We start from the raw sequence: 22,445 nt of genomic DNA on the forward strand, positions 1-22,445 counted from the left end.
CGGAAAATAAGCGCGATTATCTCCATATAGAAGAGAAGAAAGGGGAGAGAAATGTCGCCAGCTCCGGGCAGTATTTTACGTATTGAAAGCTATAAGCACGACCAATCGCTTCATCGCTCATGGGACAAGACGACGCTGATACATACCAGCGATGCGGTGGTGATTGCCGGTAATGACCGTGTAAAAGTGACGGAAGCAGACGGCCGGGAGTGGCGTACGCGTGAGCCAGCCATTTGCACGTTTGGCCGGGGACAGTGGTTTAATACGATCGCCATGATCCGCGATGATGGGATCTATTATTACTGCAACATCGGATCTCCGTTCAGTCTGAAGGGGAATTTTCTCAGCTATATCGATTATGACCTGGATGTGAAAGTGTTCCCGGATATGACGTACTCCATCCTCGATGAAGAGGAATTCCGTATGCACAGTGAGCAGATGAATTATCCCCCGTTTGTTGTGGAGCGCGTCCGAACAGCATTAGATGATGTATTGCAATGGGTTCGACTCAGACGCGGTCCGTTCCAAAGCGGATTCGTCCAGCGCTGGTATGAGCGTTACCAGCTTGTCCGACAGGATGAAGACTAAATCCTTTTCCCGTTTGTAACGGGAGAAGGATTTTCTTTTTTTTTGCAAGGGCGTAGCTCATGATGAAGAGGGAGGAATGCTACAAAAGCTTTTGCAAAGCCTGTGAAAAGCGTTCAATCGCCTCGTCGATCAGGTGAAGCGGCGCGTGTCCGTACGTGAAGCGCACATAGCCTTCTTTGCTGCCCAGTACATTCCCTGGCACATAGACGACGCCCGCGCGTATCGCTTCCTTCAGCAGCGGGGTGTCCTTGACCGGTGCTTTTATCTTGCACCACAGATGGATGCCGCCATCCGGCGGTTGGGTGTCGACCTGTCCCTTCAGGTGGCGGGTCAAGGCGGAGAGGATCGCATCGCGCTTATGGTGCAGCGCATCCGTCAACAGCTCGATGTGCGCGTCGAATTCGGCGGAAGCGAGAAAACGCTGGGCGATCCACTGCGGAAAAATGCTGTGGCCGAAATCGACCTGCTGCTTGGCATCCGCCAGTCGCTGGATGACCGTCTGCGGTCCGATGACCCAGCCGATCCGCAGGCCGGACGCCACGATTTTGGTCAGCGAGCTGATGTAGAGCACCGTTCCATGCCGATCGAGCGATTTGAGCGTCGGCATTTGCTGGCCGGCAAAAGTAATCAGGCTGTACGGGTCATCCTCGACGATCGGAATGCCGTATTCGGTGGAAATGTCCAGCAGCCGAAGCCGTTTTTCCATCGACATCGTCGTGCCCGTCGGGTTTTGATAGGTCGGATTGACGAAAACCATCTTGATCCGATGCTTGCGGTGCAGCGCGATGAGTTCTTCCGGATTGATGCCGTCATGCTCCACAGGCAACAGGAACGTCCGCAAGCCGGCCGATTGGAACAGCGGCAGCGAATAGCAGTACGACGGGTCTTCGATCGCCACCGCATCCCCCGGCTTCAGCAGGCATTGCACCACCAGATGCAGCGCTTGCTGCGCGCCCGATGTGATCAGGATGGAGTCGGGCGTCGCCTCAATCCGCTTGAGGCTGCCGACATGTTGGCAAATCGTTTCACGCAAAGGAAAATGGCCTTGGGGGTGGTCATAGCCGAGATGACCGTCAAACTGCTGCGTCGCCATGATGGTCTGAAAGGACGCGGTCGGAAACAGGTCTGCCGACAGCTCGCCGCTCGCCATATCGATCAGGCCGTTTTCCTGCGTCTCTTTGCGGATGCGCTGGATCAGCGGGAGGTTGGGCAAAAACGAGCCGCTTTCCACGAGGTGACGCCAGTTGGGCACGCGATTTTTGGTCAAGCCCCAAATGTCGTGGCTGACGCGTGTCCCGCTGCCCTGGATGCTTTCCACCAGCCCTGCGGCGCGGAGTTCTTCGTAAGCAGCGACGATCGTGCTGCGATTCACGTTCAGCTCGCGGGCCAGCGTCCGTTCCGAGGGGAGAAAGCTGCCTGCGGGAAACTCGCCGTACGAGATGCGCCGCTCCAGATGTTCAGCGATTTGCTTGTAATAAGGGGTGCCCTTTTGCGGGACAGGTTTCCAATCCATCCGTTCCATGACCGCCTTTGCCAATTCCGTGTTTTGTCTCCATTATAGGAAAAATGGACGGGCGATGAAAAGCGGGACGAGGCAAAACGGCAAGCTGGTTCGCAGTCGCTTCCAAAGAGACAAAACGGGAAGAAAGGTGTAGAATTTGGAAAGAAGAGGAGGGATGGCATGAACAATATAAGACGCTACATGCAATTCGTCATGCCCTACTGGAAACAGATCGTGCTCACCATTTTTATCGGGATTCTGAAATTCGGGATTCCGCTTCTGCTCCCGCTGTTGATCAAATACATTCTCGATGACCTTCTGCCAAGCCAGATGCCGGCGGATGAAAAAATGAAGCAGCTGTTTTGGCTTATGATCGGGGCGCTTTTTGTCTTTACCGTTGTCCGCGCGCCTGTGGAATATTACCGGCAATACTATGCGCAGTGGGTGTCAAGCCGGGTGCTCTACGACATCCGCAACCAGCTGTTTAATCACATTCAGCGCCTGTCGATGCGGTATTACAACAACCACAAGGTGGGCGAGGTCATTTCGCGCGTGATCAACGACGTCGAGTCGACGCGCAGCTTTATCGAGACGGGTTTGATGAACATATGGCTCGATATGATCACGATCGCGTTGACCGCCTGTATCATGCTGTCAATGGATACGACCTTGACGCTGGCCTCGCTTTTGGTCTTTCCGTTGTACGGCTTCTCCGTAAAGTTTTTCTACAAGCGGCTGCGCCAGCTGACACGCGATCGGGCCGCTGCTTTGGCGCAGGTGCAAGGCCATCTGCATGAGCGTGTGAACGGAATTCCCGTCATTCGCAGCTTTGCGCTGGAGGAATACGAGGAAAAGCAGTTTGCCAAGCAGAACGGCAATTTCCTTGACAAAGCTTTTGCCCAAACGCGCTGGAATGCGTACACGTTTTCCGTGGTCAATTCGATCACGGATATTGCGCCGCTTTTGGTGATCTGGATCGCGGGCTATCAGGTGATCGCGGGGGGCTTAAGCATCGGGACGATGGTCGCGTTTTACGCGTATTTGGAGCGGCTGTATACGCCGCTGCGCCGTCTGGTCAATTCCTCCACCACGCTGACGCAGGCAACCGCAGCGATGGACCGGATGTTTGAATTTATCGATGAAGAGTATGACATCACCGACAAGCCGGGGGCGGGCGTGCTGCCCGTGCAGCCGGATACGGGACGCATTCGCGGCGAAATCCGGTTTGAGCATGTGTCGTTCCGGTACCGTGACGAAGGGGATTACGTGCTCGATGACATCGATCTGGTGATCCGGGCGGGCGAAACCGTGGCGATCGTCGGCATGTCAGGCGGGGGCAAGTCGTCCTTGATCAGCCTGCTGCCGCGCTTTTGGGATGTGACGGAAGGACGCATCACCATCGACGGAGTGGATATTCGCGATGTGACCCAGCAAAATTTGCGCAGCCATATCGGTATCGTGATGCAGGACAACATCCTGTTCAGCGAGTCGGCGCGCGTAAACATCATGATGGGCAACCCCGATGCCTCCGAGGAAGAGATGATTGAAGCAGCCAAGGCAGCGAACGCACACCAGTTTTTGCTGGATCTGCCGGAAGGCTATGAAACCGAGCTGGGCGAGCGGGGAGTCAAGCTGTCAGGCGGGCAGAAGCAGCGGGTGGCAATCGCGCGCGTGTTTTTAAAAAATCCGGGCATTCTCATTCTGGATGAGGCCACCTCGGCGCTCGATCTGGAATCGGAACACATGATTCAGGAATCGTTGGCAAAACTTACATTAGGCCGGACGACAATCATCGTCGCCCACCGTCTGTCGACGATTACCCACGCCGACAAGATCATCGTGATGAAGGAAGGGCGGATCGTGGAGATGGGACGGCACGAGGAGTTGCTGGCAAAGGAAGGCGTGTACCACACGCTGTGGAATGTGCAAGATTTTGGTGTGCCGGCAGAATCCACGCCTGCAACATGAATGTAACGTGCCTGGCATGATAGGAGTGGAGCTTTGTGGAAGTGTGGAAACGCAATCTGTACGTGCTATGTGTCGCCGTGTTTGTCGTCATGATGGCGATGAGCATGATCATGCCGTTTTTGCCTCTCTATATACACCAAGATTTTGGGATCGAGGACGAAAAGCAAGTGACGCTATGGGCCGGGATCATTTTCGGCTCCAACTTTTTGACGGCGGGGATCGTCTCGCCGATCTGGGGCAGGCTGGCAGACCGGTATGGCCGCAAAATCATGGTGCTGCGCTCCGGCTTTTTCATGGCGATCACGGTCGCGCTGACCGGATTCGCCCAAAGCATGTGGCAGCTGCTGGCGCTGCGGCTTTTGAACGGGACGATGAGCGGGTTCATCCCGTCGAGCACCGCGCTGGTTGCCTCCAGCGTTCCGCGCGAAAATTCGGGGTGGGCGCTCGGCATCCTGCAGTCGTCCGCGGTGGCAGGTTCCATCATGGGACCGCTGATCGGCGGCATTTTGGCGGACCGCATCGGGTTTCGCATGATTTTTGTTTTTACGGGTGCCTTGCTGCTGCTGGCCACCCTTTTGGTGTTGGTCACGGTGAAGGAGCAGTTCGTACCGCCTGCCAAGCAGGAAAAAACGAGCTTCCGCGAAGACACGCGCCAAATTTTCTCACTGAAGATGATGCCGGCGATCTTCGGTGTGACGGTCATGATCCAGTTCGCCCTGTTCAGCATCGTGCCTGTGCTGCCCCTCTATATTCAGAGCTTGCTTGAATCGCCGGAAAACGTCGCATTTTACGCCGGCATCGTTGCCTCTGCGATGGGCATCGCCAACGTGCTGTCTGCCCCGCAGCTGGGCAAGCTGGGGGATCGCTTTGGCCCGAACAAAGTCTTGCTCATCTGCCTCGCGATCGCTGCTGTTCTGTTTATTCCGCAAGCGATGGTGACAAGCATCTGGCAGCTGGTGGCACTGCGCTTTCTGCTCGGGCTGTGTCTCGGGGGGCTGCTGCCTTCCGTCAACTCGCTTCTGCGGCGAATCACGCCTGTGCACATGGTGAGTCGGGTGTACGGCTTCAACAACAGCTTCGTCTGTGTCGGGAACTTGTTCGGCCCGATCACAGGCGGCTTCATCGCGAGCACCATCGGCTTGCGCAGCGTTTTCTACGTGACGAGCGGACTGCTGTTCCTCAATGCGATCTGGGTCGCTGTCAATCTATACCGCGCGCCATTGGCAAAAGAGGGAAAGGAATTGTAACGTTTTTCCTGTCCGTAACGTCTACGTTAGCAGGGAGTGATTGGAAAATGAAGAAATGGAAATTATTTTTCGTATTAGGGCTCATCCTCCTGCTCGCCGCAAGCGGCTGCTCGGGCAAAACCCCTGCGGCGCCGCAGCAGCCAAACGCCGGCTCCACGCATACAACACAGCCAGAGATACCCGCTGCCGAAGAGTCGGAGAAGTATATGCAAATGGATGAAGCGACGGCGGTTGAAATGACAGCAAGCGCAATCAAAACATACTGGCACGTGATGACAGGAGGCAAACCGGCTGAGGATGGCGCACCGGTCCAAACGTTTCTGGTCGACGGAATGGAATACCGTTATCTCGGAAGCGATCTGGACACCATGGAAAAGCTGCGAGCCTACCTGGGCCAATACTTCACGGGTGAAGCGGTGGAAGCGTTCATCGAGCATGCCCGCATCATCGTGCAGGAGGGGCGGACGGCCCAGCCGAACGCGGACGGCGGCAGCATCTTGCAATGGGACAAAGCGACGGCCGAGCTTGCCAAAGAGGCGGAGAATATGAAGCAGTACGAGATGAAGGTGCCTGTCGGCGAAGGAAAAGAAGTCCAGTTTCAACCGGTCATGGTGGAAATGAAGCGGGAAAAGGGAAAAGCCTGGTTCATCAACACGCCCCCTCATGAATTGAAGTAGTCTTGCCGATAGAAGAAACAGGTGCTCTTTTCGAGGAAAGATATTCCTTTTGGAGAGGCCGATTCTTATCGACAAGTGGGCGGCTTGGCTTTGTCCGATGGTAGGCGGGCTCGGGCGTTCTTGGGAGGATGAAGCGTGTGGCAGTAGAGACGAGGGTTGATTTTCACTTTTGCGGCGGCGATACCGTCTCCATCATCACCACTGGGCCGGAAGAAATTATTCAAATGGTTGCGAATCAAAGCGATGGATGGCTGCAATACGATGACATCGTCATCAACGTGAGAAACATTTCGTACATTAAAGTCCGTACGGTCGACTAGCGGGCAGAAGAAAAAAGCACTCGGATCGGGTGCTTTTTTCTTTTTACGAACATGCGGTGAATTCCGCTATGCTTTCTGCTGCCGGGCAATCATTTCTTTGAGCAGCTGATGCTTTTGGGTGGTCATGGCGAAAACCTCATCAAAAGCGGCAGGCAAAAACTTCCCGAGCACCTCCAGCCCTTCTTGCGTGATGCCGCCTTTTGTGGCGACGCGCTCGATCAGCTGGTCGAAGCCGAGGTTCTCCGCTTGCAGCAGCATCGCCGTTCCCAGCAACGTTTCGACCAAATAGCGGCGCGTCTGCTCGATGGACAATTCCGGCGTGTGGCGCGTGCCTGCCTGTGCGAACTGCTCCAGAATTCCGGCAATCAGTCCCGGCGCGCTGCTCGTGAGGATGGTGGCCGTCTCAATCGTCGATTCGGTCACTTCCTCCGGTTTGCCCAGATGGTCGAGCAGGCCGATCAGCACCTCGCGATCGTGGGCGGAGACGGATCGGTGGCAGCAAAAGAGCGAAACGCCATGCAGCTCCTGCGAGGTGACGGTTGGAATCAGCTTGGAGACGGGACCGGCATAGCGGGAGGCCAAATCATCCAGACTGACGCCGGCGGCAGCAGACACCAGGTGCGCTCGCACTGTACGATCCTTTGCGATTTCATCGACGACAGGCAAAATGTCGAGCGGTTTCGTGCACAAAAACAGCATGTCCACCTTTGCGGCGCATTCGTGAACCGAATCGCATACGATGAACGGCCAATCTTTGGCAAAGGCTTCCGCTTTTTCGCGCGTGCGGTTATAGACATAGAGTGAATCTGCAAAGGCAGCTTTGCTGCGGGTGAAGGCTTTCACCAGCATTTGGCCGATGCTGCCCAGCCCGATGATACCGATTTTCATTCAAGCGACCGCCCTTTCTTTTTCTCATTTCCCTAATTATAAGCAAAGAAAGAGAAAATGAAAAAGTGTTGGGAATGCGCTATGATAACCATAAGGAAACACGCATGTTTCAGTTGGGAGAGTGGAAAAGCGCATGTTTAAAAAAATCATGGCAAAATTCGGCATCGGTGCTGCCACAGTCGATTTGCGCCTGGATCGGGAAGCATTCCGGCTGGGCGAGACGATTACGGGGATGATTCATATCGAAGGCGGTGCGGTCGAGCAGCGAATCTCGAAGCTTTCCGTGGCGCTTGTGCTCAAAGCCAACGTCAAAGGCAGCGTCGTGACCCGTGTGGTTGCAACGATCCCGGTGCTGCAGCACTTCATCGTGCAACCGAAGCCATTTGCACAAGAAGTTCCGTTCTACTACGCGCTCCCCAAAGAGCTGGCGATTTCGACACCGGCGATCGGGTATCACCTGCAAACCGTCCTGGATGTGGAGATGGCTGTCGATCCGACCGATCTGGATCGCGTGACGGTGCTACCTACAGCGGAGGTTCAGCAAGTGTTCCGCGCATTCGAGCAGCTGGATTTGCGCCAAAAAGCAAGCTCAGGCAAACTGACTCGCTATGGCCAAGAGTTTTCGTTTTTCCCGGGGCGACCGTTTTCCGTGCCGCTGCAAGAGATCAGCGTAACATTTTCGGAGGCGGCAGAGGGTTTGCGGCTATTGCTTGAACTGGATGTCGCGCAGGCTGGATGGTTCCGGCGCGAGCGCGAGTTTCGGGCGGAAATCATCATCCCGCGTGAGTTGCTGCAGGAGGATGCGCTGCCGCAGCTGACCGATTTTCTGTCAGAAAAGCTCGAACAGTATTTGCAAAATCCGGAGTCGATTCCGTATGTATCGTATCCGCGTTACGGCGATCGCTACGATCACTCGCCTTCTTCTTTCGGCATTGGGGAGATGATGGGCGGTATGGCCGTCGGCTTGTTGGGCGGCATGCTGCTCAATGAGCTGATCGATGATGCCAGTGAGATTGCGGGTGACTCCTTGTTTGGCGATGACACCGGCATTTTCAGCGATGACGATACTTCCACGGATGACGGCGGCAGCGATGGCGGAGATTTTGGCGGGTTCGGCGATTTCGGCGGATTTGACGAATAAGCACGGGTGGGCAGTGGGGCGCAGCGGTTGCGCCCGCTGCCCCATTTTTGTCATGTCATGCCGCCTTTTTCGACGTCTCTCACGCTGGCGGCCATTCGTTCGCTCAATAGGCTGTGTCATAAGCAAGCCCCTTTTCTACAAAAATGCACGGATGAACACTGCCAAATGCCTGTTCAGATACGGTCAGGCTACATAGTAATAGAGTGAGGGGAGGTGGAACTAGCATCATCGTTTACGTGCGCGTCTTGCAGTCAACCTATTCAACTTTGCGCGTGCAAGTCTTCCAATCGCTCGCATCAGCCTTGAACATCACAACATAACCGGTCACCCGCGATACGACAAGCTCTGCGACCGTCACGACGACGGCCTTTCCGTCAAAAATGTGGCGCCGACGCAAGCGTAGTCGGCGTTCGAGTTTTCTTGCAAGGCCAAGGATAAAAAGGGGAAACGAATCCCGGATGGTGGCGTCCGGGATTCGGCTTAGGCTGAACCGAAAGCGGCATTGCTGCATACGGATAAAAGAGGACACCGAGAGGAGAGTCTCAACATGAATGTACGGGTTACCGGCGGGGCGGGATTTATTGGCCGCTGGGACGTAAAGCGATTGCTCGAGGATGGCCATGATGTATGGGGGGGACGTTCCTGCTGCTGGAGCAAGGCAAAAAGCCCCGCATCAAGATAGTCTTCATGAGCACCTGCATGGTGTGCGATCGTTCCACGCATCCAATGGGCATACGCGAGACCGATCTGACCAAGCCGGCGTCGACATATGCGGGAGCCAAGCTCGCCGCGGAGTGCATGGCGCTTTCCTATCACTATGCCTATGATTTGCCCGTTGTGGTTGTTCGGCCGTTTCATACATACGGCCCCTATCAAAAAGCTGGCGGCGAGGGCGTCGTCGTTTCTACTTTTTGGTCAACTGCCTGAAGGGGAAAGACATTCCGCTGTTTCCAGCCTGTTTCCGGCCATGAGCGACCAAGATGTTCAAGACGTGATCGATGCGGTAGAGAAAGTCATCCATTATTACAGGGCAAAGGGGTTTTACGGATGAAGGCGACAGCGATTGTGCAGGCACGTATGGGGTCGACGCGTCTTCCCGGCAAGGTCATGCTGACATTGCAGGATAAAACGATGCTTGGTCATGTCATCACCAGATTGCAGCGGTCTCGCTGCTTGGATGAAATCGTTGTGGCGACCAGCGATTTGACGAGGGACCTCTCGATTGTAGAGGAGGCCAAACGATACAACGTGCAGGTTTTTGCCGGCAGCGAGCAAAATGTGCTCGAACGATTCGTTCAAGCAGCGCGAGCGTTTCCGACTGATCTGATTGTCCGGATCACATCGGATTGCCCACTGATTGATCCCGGGATCATCGATGAGATGGTCGAACAGTTCACCGGTGAAGCGAGTGCCTTTGATTATATGAGCAATACGCTCATGCGCAGTTTTCCGCGCGGGCTGGATGTCGAGATTTTTACCATGCAGGCACTGGAGGCAGCTTACCTGTTTGCTGCGCATGCCGATGAACGGGAGCACGTCACCCCGTATTTGTACCGGCATCCCGAGCAGTTCCGTTTGGGGATGTATGCCAATCCGATCGATTACTCCGCTTATCGCTGGACGCTGGACACGGTGCAGGATTGGCGATTTATCCAGGAGGTGTATCGTCACTTGTATCCGTACAACCCGGCGTTTTCTTGGAAAGACGTCCTTGCCCTGCTGGCCCAAAAACCGGAATTGGTTAAAATCAACGCGGATGTCCAGCAAAAAGAGGCATAACGAATGAATCGTGAATATTCCGTCTGCTTTCGCTGCGATGCGGATCGGTTCACGGGCAGCGGGCATGTGCAGCGGTGCGTGGCGTTGGCGAAGGCGCTCGGTACAATGGGCATCCGTTCGCATTTCATCATGCGACAGACGGCGGAGCCATGGGTCCGGCTGATCGAGGTGGTTGCCTGCATAAGAAATGTTGAAAAAAGCTGAACCGGTTGAAACCCGATTCAGCTTCTTTGCGTTGGGCTACCGACGATTTTTAATCATCGTCAGAAGAGCTATTGAAGATCCATACGTACTTGATCAACTCAAGCAGCGAGATCAAGGCTGCGGCTACATAGGTGAGAGCTGCGGCGTTGAGTACCTTGCCCACGCCGTCTTCTTCCGAATTGCGGATGAAGCCCATTTGAACCATCAGCGTGCGAGCACGGCTGCTGGCGTTGAACTCGACTGGCAGCGTGATCAGCTGGAATGCGACAGCCGCCGAGAAGAAGATGATCCCGAACAAAATCAGGTTCGGCTGATGCAGCAGGAATCCGGCGATCAGCAGCAGCGGCGCAATGCCGGACGAAAAATTGACGATCGGGAAGATGCGGTGGCGCGCCACCAGCATCGGATAGGACACTTTATGCTGAATGGCGTGCCCCACTTCGTGGCATGCCACCGATACGGCAGAAATCGATTGGCCGAGATAGACCGGGTCTGAAAGACGTACGACGCGATCGATCGGATCGTAATGGTCTGTTAACGTGCCGGGGATGTGCTCGACAGGAATGTTGGACAAACCGTTGGCATCAAGCATGCGGCGTGCGGCCTCTGCCCCGGTCATTCCGGTGGACACAGGAACCTCGGCGAACCGATTGAATGTTCCCTTGACACGAAATTGCGCCCACAGCGACAGACCGAACGCAATCAAAATCAGAAAATCCATCGGATGAAAGAACATATGCGGGTTCACTCCTTATTTTCTTGCTCCTACACTTGTTTTATACGATTGACCTGGCAGGAGGTTTCTAAAAAAATTGTACACTTCCTTTTCGTGAATGACAATATTCACATGCGTTTATATGTTCAAATTTTCGCTCGATAACGGCAACGATGAACTGCGCCGAAGCAAAATGCAAAAAGGCAGAGGCGAAATGGCCCCTGCCTTTTATCATGTCCAAAGCTGGCGGAATGTCTACGGTGTGCGGCTGTGTTTACTCGGTCGAAACGGATGGATCAGCCTGATCGCGCTTCGGCGAAATCATGATAAAATTCGCTTCCGGCGCGTCGATCAATTTCTGTACGCCGCTGGCTGCTTCATATTGCTCGGTGGCCAGCAGCTCTTCGCGATAAGCGGTCAGCAGCTCGCGCACATCGGCTGCGCCCTTTTGATCCAGGTCGTAAATGAACACTTTGGCGCCTTTCGCGATGCGGCGGTTCAGCGCTTTGCGGTCAAAGCCAAGCTCCGGCTGCATGCGGACATAGATCACGCCCCCGGTCATTCCGGCGCACATCCATGGACCGGGATCGCCCAACACGACGGCGCGGCCATTCGTCATATACTCGAAAGCAAATCCTTTGATATTGGCACGTGCCCCGATTCCCCCAAGCTCATCGCGGAGCGGTTCGGTGATTTCGCCGCCAAAGACGACGTCGGCACCGGACAGGCGGATGCATGCGCGGGAGTCCGCATTGCCCTGTACAAGGAACAAGCCTTTTTGCGCGCCATAGCAGAAGCTTTTGCCGACAGAACCGTCCAGATAGGCACCGTTTGCCCCTTTTGCTTTCAAAATGGAGACGCGTCCGCCGAACCCGGTTTTGCCCACGCCATCCTGCGCGCCGCCTTCGACGCGAATGTTAACGCCTTGTGCGTTGTATGCAGCCAAGCCGTTGCCAGGCACGCTGCCATCCGTGAAGGAAAGCGACACTTCCGGGAGGGAGGCGTAGCTGCCGTCCAGATGATTTTTTACGCGTTCGCCGGACCAGCGGCTGCCCAAAACGCGCTCGCCGGAAAGGATGCGGCTGAATGTCTCCTGAATCGGGCGGTCTGCGCTGAAATAGCGGGTTTCCTCGCTCTCGCCGATAGCGCCTGCCGCCACCAGCACATGTGCTGCCTCGCGGTTTGATGTCTGCACGTTGTCCGTTTTATAAAGCGGATGAACGGTCAGCAGGCTGCTCAAATCGATTTTTTCCTGCAGGCGCGCCTGGATTAGCAGATCGGAGCGGCCGACCAGATCCTGCACGCGTGTAAAGCCGAGGGCAGCGGTGAGGCGCTGCACTTCTTGCCCGAACAAGGTGAAGAAGTTTTTCAGACCGCCGACAGCGATATCCAGCTCGCGCGGCACGAAGCGGCGCAGCCCTTTTTCGTGCGCTTCTTCCAAAGAGTCGATCTGCGTGGCGATCCCCACGTGACACGTATCCAGATGGCAGCCGCGGCACGTCGTGCAGCCTACGGCGATCATCGCCAGCGTGGCAAACCCGATCCGGTTGGCGCCGAGCAGCATCAGCTTCACGACATCTGCTGCGCTTTTTACGCCGCCGTCCGCCCAAAGCTCCACGTTCTGGCGCAAGCCCGCTTCGAGCAGGGCGTTGTGAGCCGCTTTGACACCGATTTCGGCCGGGAGTCCCACATGCTGCAGCGCATGCACGCGCGCAGCCCCTGTACCGCCATCGAATCCGGACAACGTGATGATGTCAGCACCTGCTTTGGCGATTCCGACCGCGATCGTCCCGATGTTTGGCACGATCGGCACTTTCACGCATACTTTGGCGTGGCTGTTTGCGGTTTTCAATTCCGTGATCATTTGCGCCAAATCTTCAATCGAGTAAATGTCATGGTTGTTGGACGGGGAGATAAGGTCAGACCCGACTGTCGCATTGCGCGCGGCCGCGACTTTCTCCGTCACTTTGGATGCCGGAAGATGCCCGCCTTCACCCGGTTTCGCTCCTTGGCCGATTTTGATTTCCAGCAGGTTGGTGGAGTTGGCCAGTTCGATGTTTACCCCGAATCGGCCGGAAGCGATCTGCATGCCGCGCGTTTTTTTGTATTTGCCCAGCATGTCTTTGATTTCGCCGCCCTCGCCGTTCATGCTCACCATGTTCAGCTGCTCAGCCGCTTCCGCATACGCGCGGAACGCGGTTTCGTTTTGCGAACCGAACGACATGGAGGAAATGAGGAAAGGCAGCGAATGCTCTCCAACCGTGAGATCGACATCATCTGCAGCGATCGCACGATCATTTTCCGTAAAGGAGAAGTCTGTCAGGTGGCGCAAGGAAATCGGATTTTGACGCTCATTCTCCTCGATTTTCAGTGCATAGTCTGCATAAGGAATTTCACCGGCAGCCACTTGGCCGATCAGCTTCCACAAGCGCGGGAAGAGATGGAATGTCTTCGACTCGCGCGCCTGCTCATTGGCGAAATCATGATAGCGGCGGACACTGTCTTCCTGCAGGGCGGCAAACGAGGTGCCAGCCTCATCCGAGCCGCAGAAGTTGACGATGGACAGCACATCCGCGACTTCATTGTGCAAGCCGATGGAGGAGAACAGGCGGCCATAGCCGCGCAGCTCGTGAATCCCGATGGTGGAAATCACCTTTTCCAGCCCTTTGTTCAAAGCCGCGTACAGATTCGCAACGGAGCTTGCACCGGATTTGGCGAAAGCGGTGGCGAACATGCCATAAGGAGAAACGGCATCTGCGCCGAGGCCCAAAGCGAGCGCCAGATCGTGCAGGCTGCGGATCGCGCCGGAGCGCAGCACGATGCTCGTTTGGCGGCGGTAGTTGCGGATTTCCTCCGATGCTGCCGATTTGAGCGAACGATCGATCTGTCCAACCACAAGCAGCGGATCGATCCAATAGCGGTTGTCGCGGTGGCAGTCCGAATCATCGAGGAGCAGGATGACAGCGCCATTTTCCACTGCCGTCCGGGCTTCTGTGGCGAGGCGAGCGAGACCTGCTGCCAACCCTTCCTCAAGCGAGTAGGAAGTGGAGAGAATCACGATGCTGCCCGGATGATCATTGAATGTATGGATGACTTGCTCCAAGGTAAAAGTGCCTTGTTCCCCGGCTGTTTGCTGGAGCGACTGTCCTTCGAACAAAAGCGGCGACGGCAGCTCCATACGCTTGCCATCGGTTTGTTTTGCGGCGAACGGCGCCCGTGCTCCGAGGATGACGCGCGTGGAAAAGTGTTCGATTTCGCGGTCGCGGTCGATTGCCGGATTGGTAACGACGGCGACGCTTTCTTTGATGAAGTCGGCCAAATTTTGGCGTTCCTTGGAGAGTGCGGCCAGCGGGCCATCATGGCCGAGCGAGCGGATCTGTTCGGCACCGCTTACCGCCATCTGCTCAATCAGCTGAATTTGTTCACGGTCCCAGCCAAACGCGCTGTAGAAGGAAGAAGTCGGCTCTGCAGCGTCCGGTTCGCCTGCTTGCAGGTCACAGGTGTAGCTGTATGTCAGATGCTTGCGTTCGCCAGCAAAGGAAGCTTTCGCTTGGAAGCGCTCCAAGACAACCTGCTGCAGCTCATGATGGTACAGCACTTCCACAGGGGAGCCAGGTTCCAGGCGCAGTCCCACTTTTTCGCCGGGAGCGATCGATTTCGGCTCGGCCGTCATCTGCGAAACCGGCAGCACGCCTTGCTCGGAGGAGAAATACAGCGAGCTTTCGCTTTGCACCATCCAGAGCGGGCGCAGCCCGAGCGAATCGACACTGTAGACGCATTCGTTGCCATAGCGGGAAACGATGCCGGCAGGGCCTTGGGCGAAATGACCCCAAGCTTGGCGCAAATACACGTACAGATCCTGGAGGTCGTCCGAAAAGTTTTTCATTTCATGATGGATCGGCGGGAAAACGACCTCCATCGCTTCAAACAGGCTGAGCCCGTAGCGATTGATAAATGTTTCGATCGTGCGGTTGACGTTTTGCGAATCGCTTCCACCGTCGACCAGCGGCACATTCAGCATGCTCGCTTCTTCCTGCAGCTTGCTGATGGTGTTGATTTCACCGTTATGACCGAGCAGGGAAAACGGTTGAACGCGGAAAAAGTTGGACAGGGTGTTGGTCGAATACCGGTTGTGACCGATCGTGACCGAAGAGGCAAACGCTTCATTGGAAAGATCAAGGAAATACAGCGGCAAAATGTTTGCTGCTCCCATCACTTTGTACACGGTTGAATGTTGGTTGAACGAAGCGACGTGCACGTTGTAGCTTGCTTCAATTTCGACGTGCGCATCGAAAAGTAGTGCCGAATAAGCAGCTCCGGCAGCGAACGATTCGCGATCGGCAGGCATGACGGCGATTTGCCAGAAAGACGGCTCATCCTGCTTGCCGTTTTTGCCGAGTACCGCCGAGTTGACCTCGTTGTTATGTTCTAACAGAATATTCAGACCATATTTGGCAATAATGTGCCGAATGCCAGCCTTCACGGCTGCTTCGTCATGCCCGTGGCGAGGAACGAAGATATGAGCGACAGCGAATCCCGGATCGCCCACGAGGGAAGGATCAAGTGCAGCTGCGTCCAGATGGGAAGCCCAAAGTGCGCGAGGCAGGTCGGTCAAAATTCCGCACCCGTCTCCCTCACCGTCGATGAAGCCGGAACGGTGCTCCATTTGAATCAGCGAGCGAATGGTTTCGTCTACATTGCGGCGGGACGGGATTCCTGATTTCTCGACGATGCTGATAATGCCGCAGCTATCGTGCTCAATGTCGCGGTACCCTTCAAAACGTTGGATAATCTCTCTATGGTCTCTTTTTTTCATACTCCGATCGGCTTTTTCAACCGATCCTCCACCTCCTTTAAAGAATGACAGGCTTAGAAAGCGCTGCTGCGAGACAAGAATTGTGTAAAAATTCTCATCAGTACAAAAAAAGTATCATAAGGATAACACGAATATTCTGAAGATACAACCTGAGATTGGCTAAATATACAAATGTAAGCGTTTTTATACAGAAATATTTTTTGGCAATTTTGTGACATGTATTTTCGGTTGAGCACTATTCTCGTACATTAAATTGTAAATAGATAAAAACGTTCGCTTTTCTACCGGTAAAATCAGTAAAAAATTTTGTTCTATAACAGTAAGTACGCCACGTGAACAAATGTAAATTTTCTGTAATATCTGTAAAATGTATATATTATGCAATTGAAATGAATTTTTATGTAAAAAAAACGAGGCACTCTGCACGCAGTTAGCGTCCGGAGTGCCTCGCACATGTCTTATGAATCCTGCTTTTGAGCCTTGTGGTGCTCGGTTTTGCGCGGATTTTGAAATCCGGTTACTTCAAGCATTTTGGAACTCATTTTTGAATCCAATGTTTGCTCAGGTGCTTGGGGATAGCTTTTTTCGCCTTTTGACATATGGCACCTCCTGTTCAGCTTCACTCCTAGTATGTCTTAGAACACGAGGCAGCCTTTCGGAAATTGCTGGTGATTAACGCGCGCTTGCTAATGCTGCGAAGGAACGATCCACTGCAGCGATCGTTTCGTGCACATCCGCTTCCGTGTGAGCGGTGGTGATGAACCACGCTTCGTATTTGGACGGAGCGAGGCAGATCCCTTCCTCGAGCATCAGGCGGAAAAAGCGGCCGAACGTCTCGCTGTCTGCTGTTTGCGCATCGTCATAGTTGACGACTTCTTTGTCTGTGAAATAAACGGCGAGAGCGCCTTTGACACGGTTTAGCTGGATCGTCACGCCATGTTTGGCAGCTGCTGTGCGGATTCCGTCCTCCAGGATGGCGCCGAGGCGATCGAGTTTTTCGTACACGCCAGGCTGTTTCAGCACTTCCAGGCAGGCGATGCCCGCTTGGATCGAAGCCGGGTTGCCGGCCATCGTGCCCGCTTGGTAGGCAGGGCCGAGCGGCGCAACTTGTTCCATGATGTCTTTGCGTCCGCCGTAAGCGCCGATCGGCAGGCAGCCGCCGATGATTTTGCCCAATGCCGTCAGGTCCGGCGTGACGCCCAGCAAGTTTTGCGCACCGCCGTAGCAGAAGCGGAAGCCGGTGATTACCTCATCATAAATGACGAGCGCGCCTGCTTCGTGCGTCAGACGGTTCACCTCTTCGAGGAAGCCCGGCTTCGGTTCGACGATCCCGAAGTTGCCGACGATCGGCTCGACCAAAACCGCTGCGACCTCGCTGCCCCATTTTTTGATTGCGTCTGCATAGGCATCGATATCGTTGAATGGCACGGTGATCACTTCGTTCGCGATGCTTTGCGGAATGCCCGCGCTGTCAGGAATTCCAAGCGTGGAAGGGCCGGAGCCTGCTGCCACCAGCACGAGATCGGAGTGGCCGTGATAGCAGCCGGCGAACTTGATGATTTTAATCCGATTGGTATAGGCGCGGGCCACGCGAATGCACGTCATGACAGCTTCGGTTCCCGAGTTGTTGAAGCGGATTTTTTCCATCGACGGGATCGCTTCGCGAATCATTTCCGCGAATTGGACTTCCCACGGGGTCGGTGTTCCGTACAGGGTGCCGTTTTCCGCCGCACGAACAATCGCCTTGGTGATATGTGGATGCGCATGGCCGGTGATGATCGGGCCGTATGCCGCCAAGTAGTCGATGTAACGGTTGCCGTCGACATCCCAGAAATAAGCTCCTTGGGCACGTTCCATCGCGACAGGAGCGCCGCCGCCAACCGCTTTGAACGAACGGGACGGGCTGTTTACGCCGCCGACGATGCAGTCCAGAGCTTTTTCATGAAGACGGGCTGAATTCTCGTGATTCATAAATCATTCCTCGCTTTTTTCCGAAATGGTATCACGGAATATGATAACACATTTAGGCAAGCGGGGAAGGGAGGCGAAGTTTCTATTATTATAGAAGAGATCAGCCATCTGCCGGTTATCATGCCTGCTTTTTCGGGAACGAGCAAATTCACCGCGCATTTTTCTTTGCATCGTGCTACGAGTCTCATATACACTTACAAAGGTATTCGATCTTCAAGTGGTAAGGATGTGTGAAAATGATCCACGTAAAGAACCTGCAAAAGGAATTCAAGATCCATCAGGCGCGCGCAGGGCTTGGCGGCGCGTTGCGGGATTTGTTCAGTCGGGAATACAAGACGGTGAAGGCTGTCGATTCAATCTCCTTTGATGTAGAGGAGGGGGAAATTTTTGCACTGATCGGTGAAAACGGCGCGGGCAAATCGACCACGATCAAGATGCTTACGGGAATTTTGACGCCGACAGGGGGCGAAATGAGCCTGAACGGATTCGTGCCGTTCAAAGAGCGGGAGGAATACGTCAAGTCGATCGGCGTTGTATTCGGCCAACGCTCGCAGCTGTGGTGGGACTTGTCGCCGCTCGAATCGTTCCGCCTTTTGCGTCGGGTGTACAAAGTGGACGACGCTGCGGGCAACGCATGGCTTGACCGTTTGGTGGAGGAGCTGGAAATATCCTCATTCGTCAACCAGCCGGTGCGCAAGCTGAGCCTTGGTCAGCGGATGCGATGTGAGATCGCGGCTTCCCTGATCCACAAGCCCAAGCTGCTGTTTTTGGATGAACCGACAGTCGGGCTGGATGTACTGGTGAAGCAAAAGATTCGCGATTTCCTGCACAATTTGAACCAGACGGAGAAAATGACCATCCTGCTCACGACACATGACGTGTCCGACATCGAAGCGCTCTGTAAACGGGTCATCGTCATGGACAAAGGGAAGCTGATCTTCGACGGGCTGCTGCACGATTTGAAAACGCGCTGGGGCGACGGTACCGAGGTGGTGTTCCAGTTCAAGCAGCGCACGACTGTCGAGCAAGTCCGCGCGGCGCTGGGCGATTTTGTCTGTGACTTGACGGCCGAGAACAATATGAGCATGCGCGTGCGGATGAAACAGAGCCAAAATGCGCTCCCGCATATCTTGTCGACTGTCATGGCTTCGTTTGAAGTGGCGGATGTGAAAATGCTGGAGACGAACACAGAAGAAATCGTGCGCAACATTTACTCGACGGATGGCGAGGTAGCGAGCCATGGGTAAACTGTACGCCGAGCTGATCCGCATGCGTTTTCTCACCTTGCTCGCTTATCGGGTCAACTATTACAGCGGCATCATCATCTATGGGCTGAATATCGGGGCGTATTACTTTTTGTGGAGCGCCATCTATGGCGACCAGCCTAATCTGGCCGGATTGTCCGTGGCCCAGATGACTTCCTATGTGGCGATTGCCTGGATGTCCCGGGCTTTTTACTTCAATAATATCGATCAGGAGATCGCCCAAGATGTGCGCGATGGAAAAGTCGCCATCGAAATGATCCGGCCGTACAACTATTTGTCGGTCAAGACGGCACAAGCGCTGGGGGAAGGCATTTTTCGCATGATCTTTTTCGCGTTGCCGGGGATGGTGCTGGTCAGCATCTTTTTGCCGCTCAGCTTTCCGCCAAGTTTGGCTGCCTGGGGGCTGTATTTGGTCAGCTTGCTGTTGGCCTTTATCATCAACACGGAGATCAACCTGCTGACCGGCGTGCTGACGTTCTTTTTATTCCGCAATGAAGGCATGATGCACGCCAAGCGCGTCGTCGTCGATCTGTTATCCGGTTTGATTTTGCCGATCAGCTTTTTCCCGCTGTGGGCGCAGACGGCAATGGGATGGCTGCCGTTCCAGGCGATCAATTACTACCCGAGCATGATTTTTACCGGAGCGATTCAGGCCGATGGGGCTTTGTCGGTCATCGGCATCCAGCTCATTTGGGTATTCGTAATTTTGCTCCCGATCTGGCTGTTGTGGACGCGTGCGCGCCGCCGGCTGATCGTGCAGGGAGGGTGATATGACATGAAGAACATGGGAACCATCTTTCGTTTGTTTGCCGACTACTTGAGCCAATATTTCAAGACGCGGCTTGCCTACCGCGCGGATTTCCTCGGCGAACTCGTCTCGAATCTGGTGTTCGAGCTGATCAATCTTGTTTTCATCATTGTCGTCTTCCAGCATGTGCCGACGCTGAAGGAATGGACGATGTATGAAGTGATATTCATCTATGGCTTCTTTTTGATTCCGTACGCACTGTTCAGCATGTTTTTCGGATTTTGGGATTTCAACGAGCGCTACATTATCCGCGGCGAGATGGATCGCATCCTGACGCGTCCGGTTCACAATCTTGCGCAAGTGTGCCTGGAGTCAATCGCGCCGGACCGCATTTTCGGCGTGATCAGCGGCTTGATCATCATGGGCTACGCTGCCTTTCAGCTCAAGCTCAGTTTTACATGGTATGATCCGTTTATTTTTATCGGGCTGGTGATCAGCAGCGTTCTGATTTATGCCGGCGTGTACACGGCGATCGCTGCGGTCAGCTTTTTCTCTGATTCGCGGACCGGGATTTCCCCGATGATTTGGAACCTGCAAAACTACGGCCGCTACCCGGTGGAGATTTACAACAAGTTTATCGGGTTTTTGCTGACCTACATTTTGCCGTTTGCTTTCGTCGGCTTTTACCCGTCCGCCTACTTCTTGAAAAAAGAGCAGTGGTACACGTTCACCATGCTGACTCCCGTGATGGGCGTGATCTTTTTTGCCATCGGTCTTGCTGTCTGGCAGTATGGCGTGAAGAAATACCAGGGTGCCGGGTCGTAGGCGTTTACAAGCAAACAAGCAATTAGCACATGACGCCGAATCCTTGATTTACATCGGGATTCGGCGTTTTTTACTGTGACGATTACAATTCCTCCACGTAGCGTGACAATCGCTCTACTGCCAGCTTCGGGTCCATATCGATCTGAAAAAGCATGTAGAGATGTGAAGAAGGGAATAAAGCTCTGCGGGCAGCGTTATATAAGGTTGGCTTTTGGGCTTTGATCAAGGCCATGATTTCCGCTGTCGGCGGGGTGACGATTTTGATGCGGAGCAATCCGTTCAAGTACGTGAGAAGTCTGACGACAGATGTGCGGTCCGTATCGTCCGGCACCGATTTGATCAAGTGATAAAGGTTTGTGACAATCGCTTTTTTGGTTTGGGCGAGGCTTATTTGTACCTCATTTGTCATCAAGATGACCACCTTCTGCATGAGTATCGATCGACGCCTCTACGCACTGTCGTACGGGAACAAGCGCGGTCGGGTGCAACTTATTATTGCTGAAGAGGGGATGGCTGGAATACAGACGTTCAGGCAATATTGCCAAAAGGCAGTCTGGAAGAGGGAAGGAGAGAAGTACAGGCCGAATGTCTATCTACAATAAAAGGCGGCTTTACCTACACGAGGAGCTTGAAAGAAATAATTCCTAGGAATTAGGTAGCAATTCTTATTGTCAAAAACAATACCCGCGTATATAATAAGTGGGAAAAAACTTCACAATTCCTTCGGGGCAGGGTGCAATTCCCGACCGGCGGTGATCACGATTTTTGTGTAAGCCCGCGAGCCTCTCGTCGCTTCAAGCGGCAGAGTGCAGGATTTGGTGCGATTCCAAAGCCGACAGTACAGTCTGGATGGGAGAAGGATGACGACAGTACGTTCGCACACGTGCTTGTTTGCTTGTGCAAATGACTGGGGTGGAAGAGGCGCCGTTTTGCGGGATGGAGCACCTCTTGTTTCCCTATCTCATTTTCACGCAAGAAACGATACCCATGCCCCCGAATCATGCGTCTTTTGATGCAGCTCGGGGGCTTTTTACGTTTCGTCGGGCAGGGCGTGCCGCGAGACTGTTGCCATTCCTCAAGAAGGAGAAGTAGCCAAAGAGGAGATGGAACAGATGCAAAAACATGAATTGTCTTTGAATCAGCCGACGCAGATGAAACGGCTGGTGGCGATCCCGGTTTTGGCGGCGGTTGCCTTTATTCTGCAAGCGTTGGAAATCCCGCTGCCGTTTTTCCCGACGTTTCTGAAGCTTGATTTCAGCACGCTGCCTGGCATTTTCGCGGGACTTGTATTCGGTCCGGTAGCTGGTATCATGGTGGAATTGCTGAAAAACGGCCTCCATTTGCTGCTGAAAAACACAGACGGCTTGCTGATCGGTGAATTGGCCAACTTTATCGCCGGCGCCTGCTTCATTTATTTGACGGTCACGATGCAGCGCATGGGCAAAGGGAAAGGCTCGCTGATTGCCGGTTTCGCGCTGGGAACCGTGCTGATGACGGTGTTTATGTCGGTAGCCAACTATTTTGTGATGATTCCGGCTTATGCTGTCTTGTACCAGATGCCGGTAGAAAAACTGCTGGAAATGTTCCGGATGGACAGCTTGTGGTCGTTGATCGTATACGGCATTGCGCCTTTCAATATTGTCAAAGGTGTTCTCGTTTCCATTTTGGCATTTTTGATTTATGTCAAAATCGAACCGCGAATCAAACATATGGGATCATGAGAAAAAGGACAGCTCTCGAGAAGAGGCTGTCCTTTTTTGCTAGAACGGGAGTATCATGACAAAGGCCCCGT

Annotated in this window: 19 protein-coding genes, 1 pseudogene and 1 riboswitch; of the genes and pseudogenes, 13 read left to right on the forward strand and 7 right to left on the reverse strand. The window is 54.2% G+C overall.

The window, feature by feature from the left end:
- The first annotated feature begins 51 nt into the window (after positions 1 to 51).
- Positions 52 to 588: a DUF402 domain-containing protein gene (locus ACTID9_RS04735; RefSeq protein WP_441070116.1), complete on the forward strand. Its 537-nt coding sequence runs from the start codon at positions 52 to 54 to the stop codon at positions 586 to 588.
- A gap of 79 nt (positions 589 to 667) precedes the next feature.
- On the opposite strand, the gene pdxR is transcribed toward ACTID9_RS04735, so the two are convergent.
- The gene (gene pdxR / locus ACTID9_RS04740) at positions 668 to 2,101 is read right to left on the reverse strand and encodes a MocR-like pyridoxine biosynthesis transcription factor PdxR (RefSeq protein WP_441070117.1); all 1,434 of its coding nucleotides are present in this window, start codon (positions 2,099 to 2,101) and stop codon (positions 668 to 670) included.
- A 168-nt stretch (positions 2,102 to 2,269) separates the two neighbouring features.
- Here pdxR and ACTID9_RS04745 point away from each other — a divergent pair, with 168 nt between their 5' ends.
- The 4 genes from ACTID9_RS04745 to ACTID9_RS04760 all read left to right on the forward strand — a co-directional run bounded on the left by ACTID9_RS04745 (position 2,270) and on the right by ACTID9_RS04760 (position 6,301).
- Positions 2,270 to 4,057, forward strand: a complete 1,788-nt coding sequence (locus ACTID9_RS04745) for an ABC transporter ATP-binding protein (RefSeq protein ID WP_441070118.1) — start codon at positions 2,270 to 2,272, stop codon at positions 4,055 to 4,057.
- Between the two features lie 35 nt (positions 4,058 to 4,092).
- On the forward strand, positions 4,093 to 5,304 hold the full coding sequence (locus ACTID9_RS04750) for an MFS transporter (RefSeq protein WP_441070119.1): 1,212 nt from the start codon (positions 4,093 to 4,095) through the stop codon (positions 5,302 to 5,304).
- A 47-nt stretch (positions 5,305 to 5,351) separates the two neighbouring features.
- Positions 5,352 to 5,981 (forward strand): DL-endopeptidase inhibitor IseA family protein, encoded by a 630-nt coding sequence (locus ACTID9_RS04755; RefSeq protein ID WP_441070120.1) that lies wholly within the window; start codon positions 5,352 to 5,354, stop codon positions 5,979 to 5,981.
- Positions 5,982 to 6,109: 128 nt separating this feature from the next.
- Positions 6,110 to 6,301 carry a hypothetical protein gene (locus ACTID9_RS04760; RefSeq protein WP_441070121.1) on the forward strand — a complete coding sequence of 64 codons (192 nt, stop codon included), beginning with the start codon at positions 6,110 to 6,112 and terminating at the stop codon, positions 6,299 to 6,301.
- 66 nt (positions 6,302 to 6,367) lie between these two features.
- On the opposite strand, the gene ACTID9_RS04765 is transcribed toward ACTID9_RS04760, so the two are convergent.
- Positions 6,368 to 7,189: a pyrroline-5-carboxylate reductase dimerization domain-containing protein gene (locus ACTID9_RS04765; RefSeq protein WP_441070122.1), complete on the reverse strand. Its 822-nt coding sequence runs from the start codon at positions 7,187 to 7,189 to the stop codon at positions 6,368 to 6,370.
- Positions 7,190 to 7,322: 133 nt separating this feature from the next.
- On the opposite strand from ACTID9_RS04765, the gene ACTID9_RS04770 reads away from it, so the two are divergent.
- The 4 genes and pseudogenes from ACTID9_RS04770 to ACTID9_RS04785 all read left to right on the forward strand — a co-directional run bounded on the left by ACTID9_RS04770 (position 7,323) and on the right by ACTID9_RS04785 (position 10,313).
- The gene (locus ACTID9_RS04770) at positions 7,323 to 8,330 is read left to right on the forward strand and encodes a sporulation protein (RefSeq protein WP_441070123.1); all 1,008 of its coding nucleotides are present in this window, start codon (positions 7,323 to 7,325) and stop codon (positions 8,328 to 8,330) included.
- Between the two features lie 547 nt (positions 8,331 to 8,877).
- Positions 8,878 to 9,242, forward strand: a pseudogene (locus ACTID9_RS04775) (NAD-dependent epimerase/dehydratase family protein); the annotation flags it as partial.
- A 135-nt stretch (positions 9,243 to 9,377) separates the two neighbouring features.
- Positions 9,378 to 10,109, forward strand: a complete 732-nt coding sequence (locus ACTID9_RS04780) for a cytidylyltransferase domain-containing protein (RefSeq protein WP_441070124.1) — start codon at positions 9,378 to 9,380, stop codon at positions 10,107 to 10,109.
- Positions 10,110 to 10,112: 3 nt separating this feature from the next.
- Entirely contained in the window at positions 10,113 to 10,313 is a 201-nt protein-coding gene (locus tag ACTID9_RS04785) for a hypothetical protein (protein ID WP_441070125.1), read from the forward strand.
- A 49-nt stretch (positions 10,314 to 10,362) separates the two neighbouring features.
- Here the strand turns inward: ACTID9_RS04785 and ACTID9_RS04790 are convergent, their stop codons facing one another.
- From ACTID9_RS04790 to ACTID9_RS04805, 4 genes are all read right to left on the reverse strand, one after another.
- Positions 10,363 to 11,049 carry a zinc metallopeptidase gene (locus ACTID9_RS04790; RefSeq protein ID WP_441070126.1) on the reverse strand — a complete coding sequence of 229 codons (687 nt, stop codon included), beginning with the start codon at positions 11,047 to 11,049 and terminating at the stop codon, positions 10,363 to 10,365.
- A 253-nt stretch (positions 11,050 to 11,302) separates the two neighbouring features.
- On the reverse strand, positions 11,303 to 15,844 hold the full coding sequence (locus tag ACTID9_RS04795; RefSeq protein WP_441070127.1) for a glutamate synthase-related protein: 4,542 nt from the start codon (positions 15,842 to 15,844) through the stop codon (positions 11,303 to 11,305).
- Between the two features lie 458 nt (positions 15,845 to 16,302).
- On the reverse strand, positions 16,303 to 16,443 hold the full coding sequence (locus tag ACTID9_RS04800) for a hypothetical protein (RefSeq protein ID WP_441070128.1): 141 nt from the start codon (positions 16,441 to 16,443) through the stop codon (positions 16,303 to 16,305).
- A 73-nt stretch (positions 16,444 to 16,516) separates the two neighbouring features.
- Entirely contained in the window at positions 16,517 to 17,815 is a 1,299-nt protein-coding gene (locus ACTID9_RS04805) for a glutamate-1-semialdehyde 2,1-aminomutase (RefSeq protein WP_441070129.1), read from the reverse strand.
- Between the two features lie 236 nt (positions 17,816 to 18,051).
- On the opposite strand from ACTID9_RS04805, the gene ACTID9_RS04810 reads away from it, so the two are divergent.
- The 3 genes from ACTID9_RS04810 to ACTID9_RS04820 are packed head-to-tail and all read left to right on the forward strand — an operon-like array spanning position 18,052 to position 20,653.
- Positions 18,052 to 19,062 (forward strand): ABC transporter ATP-binding protein, encoded by a 1,011-nt coding sequence (locus tag ACTID9_RS04810; protein ID WP_441070130.1) that lies wholly within the window; start codon positions 18,052 to 18,054, stop codon positions 19,060 to 19,062.
- Positions 19,055 to 19,849 carry an ABC transporter permease gene (locus ACTID9_RS04815; protein ID WP_441070131.1) on the forward strand — a complete coding sequence of 265 codons (795 nt, stop codon included), beginning with the start codon at positions 19,055 to 19,057 and terminating at the stop codon, positions 19,847 to 19,849. Before ACTID9_RS04810 ends, ACTID9_RS04815 begins: the two co-directional genes overlap by 8 nt.
- 6 nt (positions 19,850 to 19,855) lie before the next feature.
- Entirely contained in the window at positions 19,856 to 20,653 is a 798-nt protein-coding gene (locus ACTID9_RS04820; protein WP_441070132.1) for an ABC transporter permease, read from the forward strand.
- 82 nt (positions 20,654 to 20,735) lie between these two features.
- Here ACTID9_RS04820 and ACTID9_RS04825 read toward each other — a convergent pair whose 3' ends face one another.
- The gene (locus tag ACTID9_RS04825) at positions 20,736 to 21,062 is read right to left on the reverse strand and encodes a hypothetical protein (protein WP_441070133.1); all 327 of its coding nucleotides are present in this window, start codon (positions 21,060 to 21,062) and stop codon (positions 20,736 to 20,738) included.
- 306 nt (positions 21,063 to 21,368) lie between these two features.
- Positions 21,369 to 21,518, forward strand: a riboswitch (FMN riboswitch).
- Positions 21,519 to 21,765: 247 nt separating this feature from the next.
- Between ACTID9_RS04825 and ACTID9_RS04830 the strand changes: the two genes are divergently transcribed.
- The gene (locus ACTID9_RS04830) at positions 21,766 to 22,374 is read left to right on the forward strand and encodes an ECF transporter S component (RefSeq protein ID WP_441070134.1); all 609 of its coding nucleotides are present in this window, start codon (positions 21,766 to 21,768) and stop codon (positions 22,372 to 22,374) included.
- The last annotated feature ends 71 nt before the right edge of the window (positions 22,375 to 22,445 follow it).

This window comes from Brevibacillus fluminis (assembly GCF_052072235.1).
GTDB lineage: Bacteria > Bacillota > Bacilli > Brevibacillales > Brevibacillaceae > Brevibacillus_D > Brevibacillus_D fluminis_A.

Coding starts and splice junctions, on each gene's coding strand:
- ACTID9_RS04755 (WP_441070120.1), top strand. CDS start 5,352: ATGAAGAAATGGAAATTATTTTTCGTATTAGGGCTCATCCTCCTGCTC.
- ACTID9_RS04770 (WP_441070123.1), top strand. CDS start 7,323: ATGTTTAAAAAAATCATGGCAAAATTCGGCATCGGTGCTGCCACAGTC.
- ACTID9_RS04765 (WP_441070122.1), bottom strand. CDS start 7,189: ATGAAAATCGGTATCATCGGGCTGGGCAGCATCGGCCAAATGCTGGTG.
- pdxR (WP_441070117.1), bottom strand. CDS start 2,101: ATGGATTGGAAACCTGTCCCGCAAAAGGGCACCCCTTATTACAAGCAA.
- ACTID9_RS04810 (WP_441070130.1), top strand. CDS start 18,052: ATGATCCACGTAAAGAACCTGCAAAAGGAATTCAAGATCCATCAGGCG.
- ACTID9_RS04735 (WP_441070116.1), top strand. CDS start 52: ATGTCGCCAGCTCCGGGCAGTATTTTACGTATTGAAAGCTATAAGCAC.
- ACTID9_RS04815 (WP_441070131.1), top strand. CDS start 19,055: ATGGGTAAACTGTACGCCGAGCTGATCCGCATGCGTTTTCTCACCTTG.
- ACTID9_RS04805 (WP_441070129.1), bottom strand. CDS start 17,815: ATGAATCACGAGAATTCAGCCCGTCTTCATGAAAAAGCTCTGGACTGC.
- ACTID9_RS04830 (WP_441070134.1), top strand. CDS start 21,766: ATGCAAAAACATGAATTGTCTTTGAATCAGCCGACGCAGATGAAACGG.
- ACTID9_RS04820 (WP_441070132.1), top strand. CDS start 19,856: ATGAAGAACATGGGAACCATCTTTCGTTTGTTTGCCGACTACTTGAGC.
- ACTID9_RS04780 (WP_441070124.1), top strand. CDS start 9,378: ATGAAGGCGACAGCGATTGTGCAGGCACGTATGGGGTCGACGCGTCTT.
- ACTID9_RS04825 (WP_441070133.1), bottom strand. CDS start 21,062: ATGACAAATGAGGTACAAATAAGCCTCGCCCAAACCAAAAAAGCGATT.
- ACTID9_RS04760 (WP_441070121.1), top strand. CDS start 6,110: ATGAAGCGTGTGGCAGTAGAGACGAGGGTTGATTTTCACTTTTGCGGC.
- ACTID9_RS04790 (WP_441070126.1), bottom strand. CDS start 11,049: ATGTTCTTTCATCCGATGGATTTTCTGATTTTGATTGCGTTCGGTCTG.
- ACTID9_RS04795 (WP_441070127.1), bottom strand. CDS start 15,844: ATGAAAAAAAGAGACCATAGAGAGATTATCCAACGTTTTGAAGGGTAC.
- ACTID9_RS04745 (WP_441070118.1), top strand. CDS start 2,270: ATGAACAATATAAGACGCTACATGCAATTCGTCATGCCCTACTGGAAA.
- ACTID9_RS04800 (WP_441070128.1), bottom strand. CDS start 16,443: ATGTCAAAAGGCGAAAAAAGCTATCCCCAAGCACCTGAGCAAACATTG.
- ACTID9_RS04785 (WP_441070125.1), top strand. CDS start 10,113: ATGAATCGTGAATATTCCGTCTGCTTTCGCTGCGATGCGGATCGGTTC.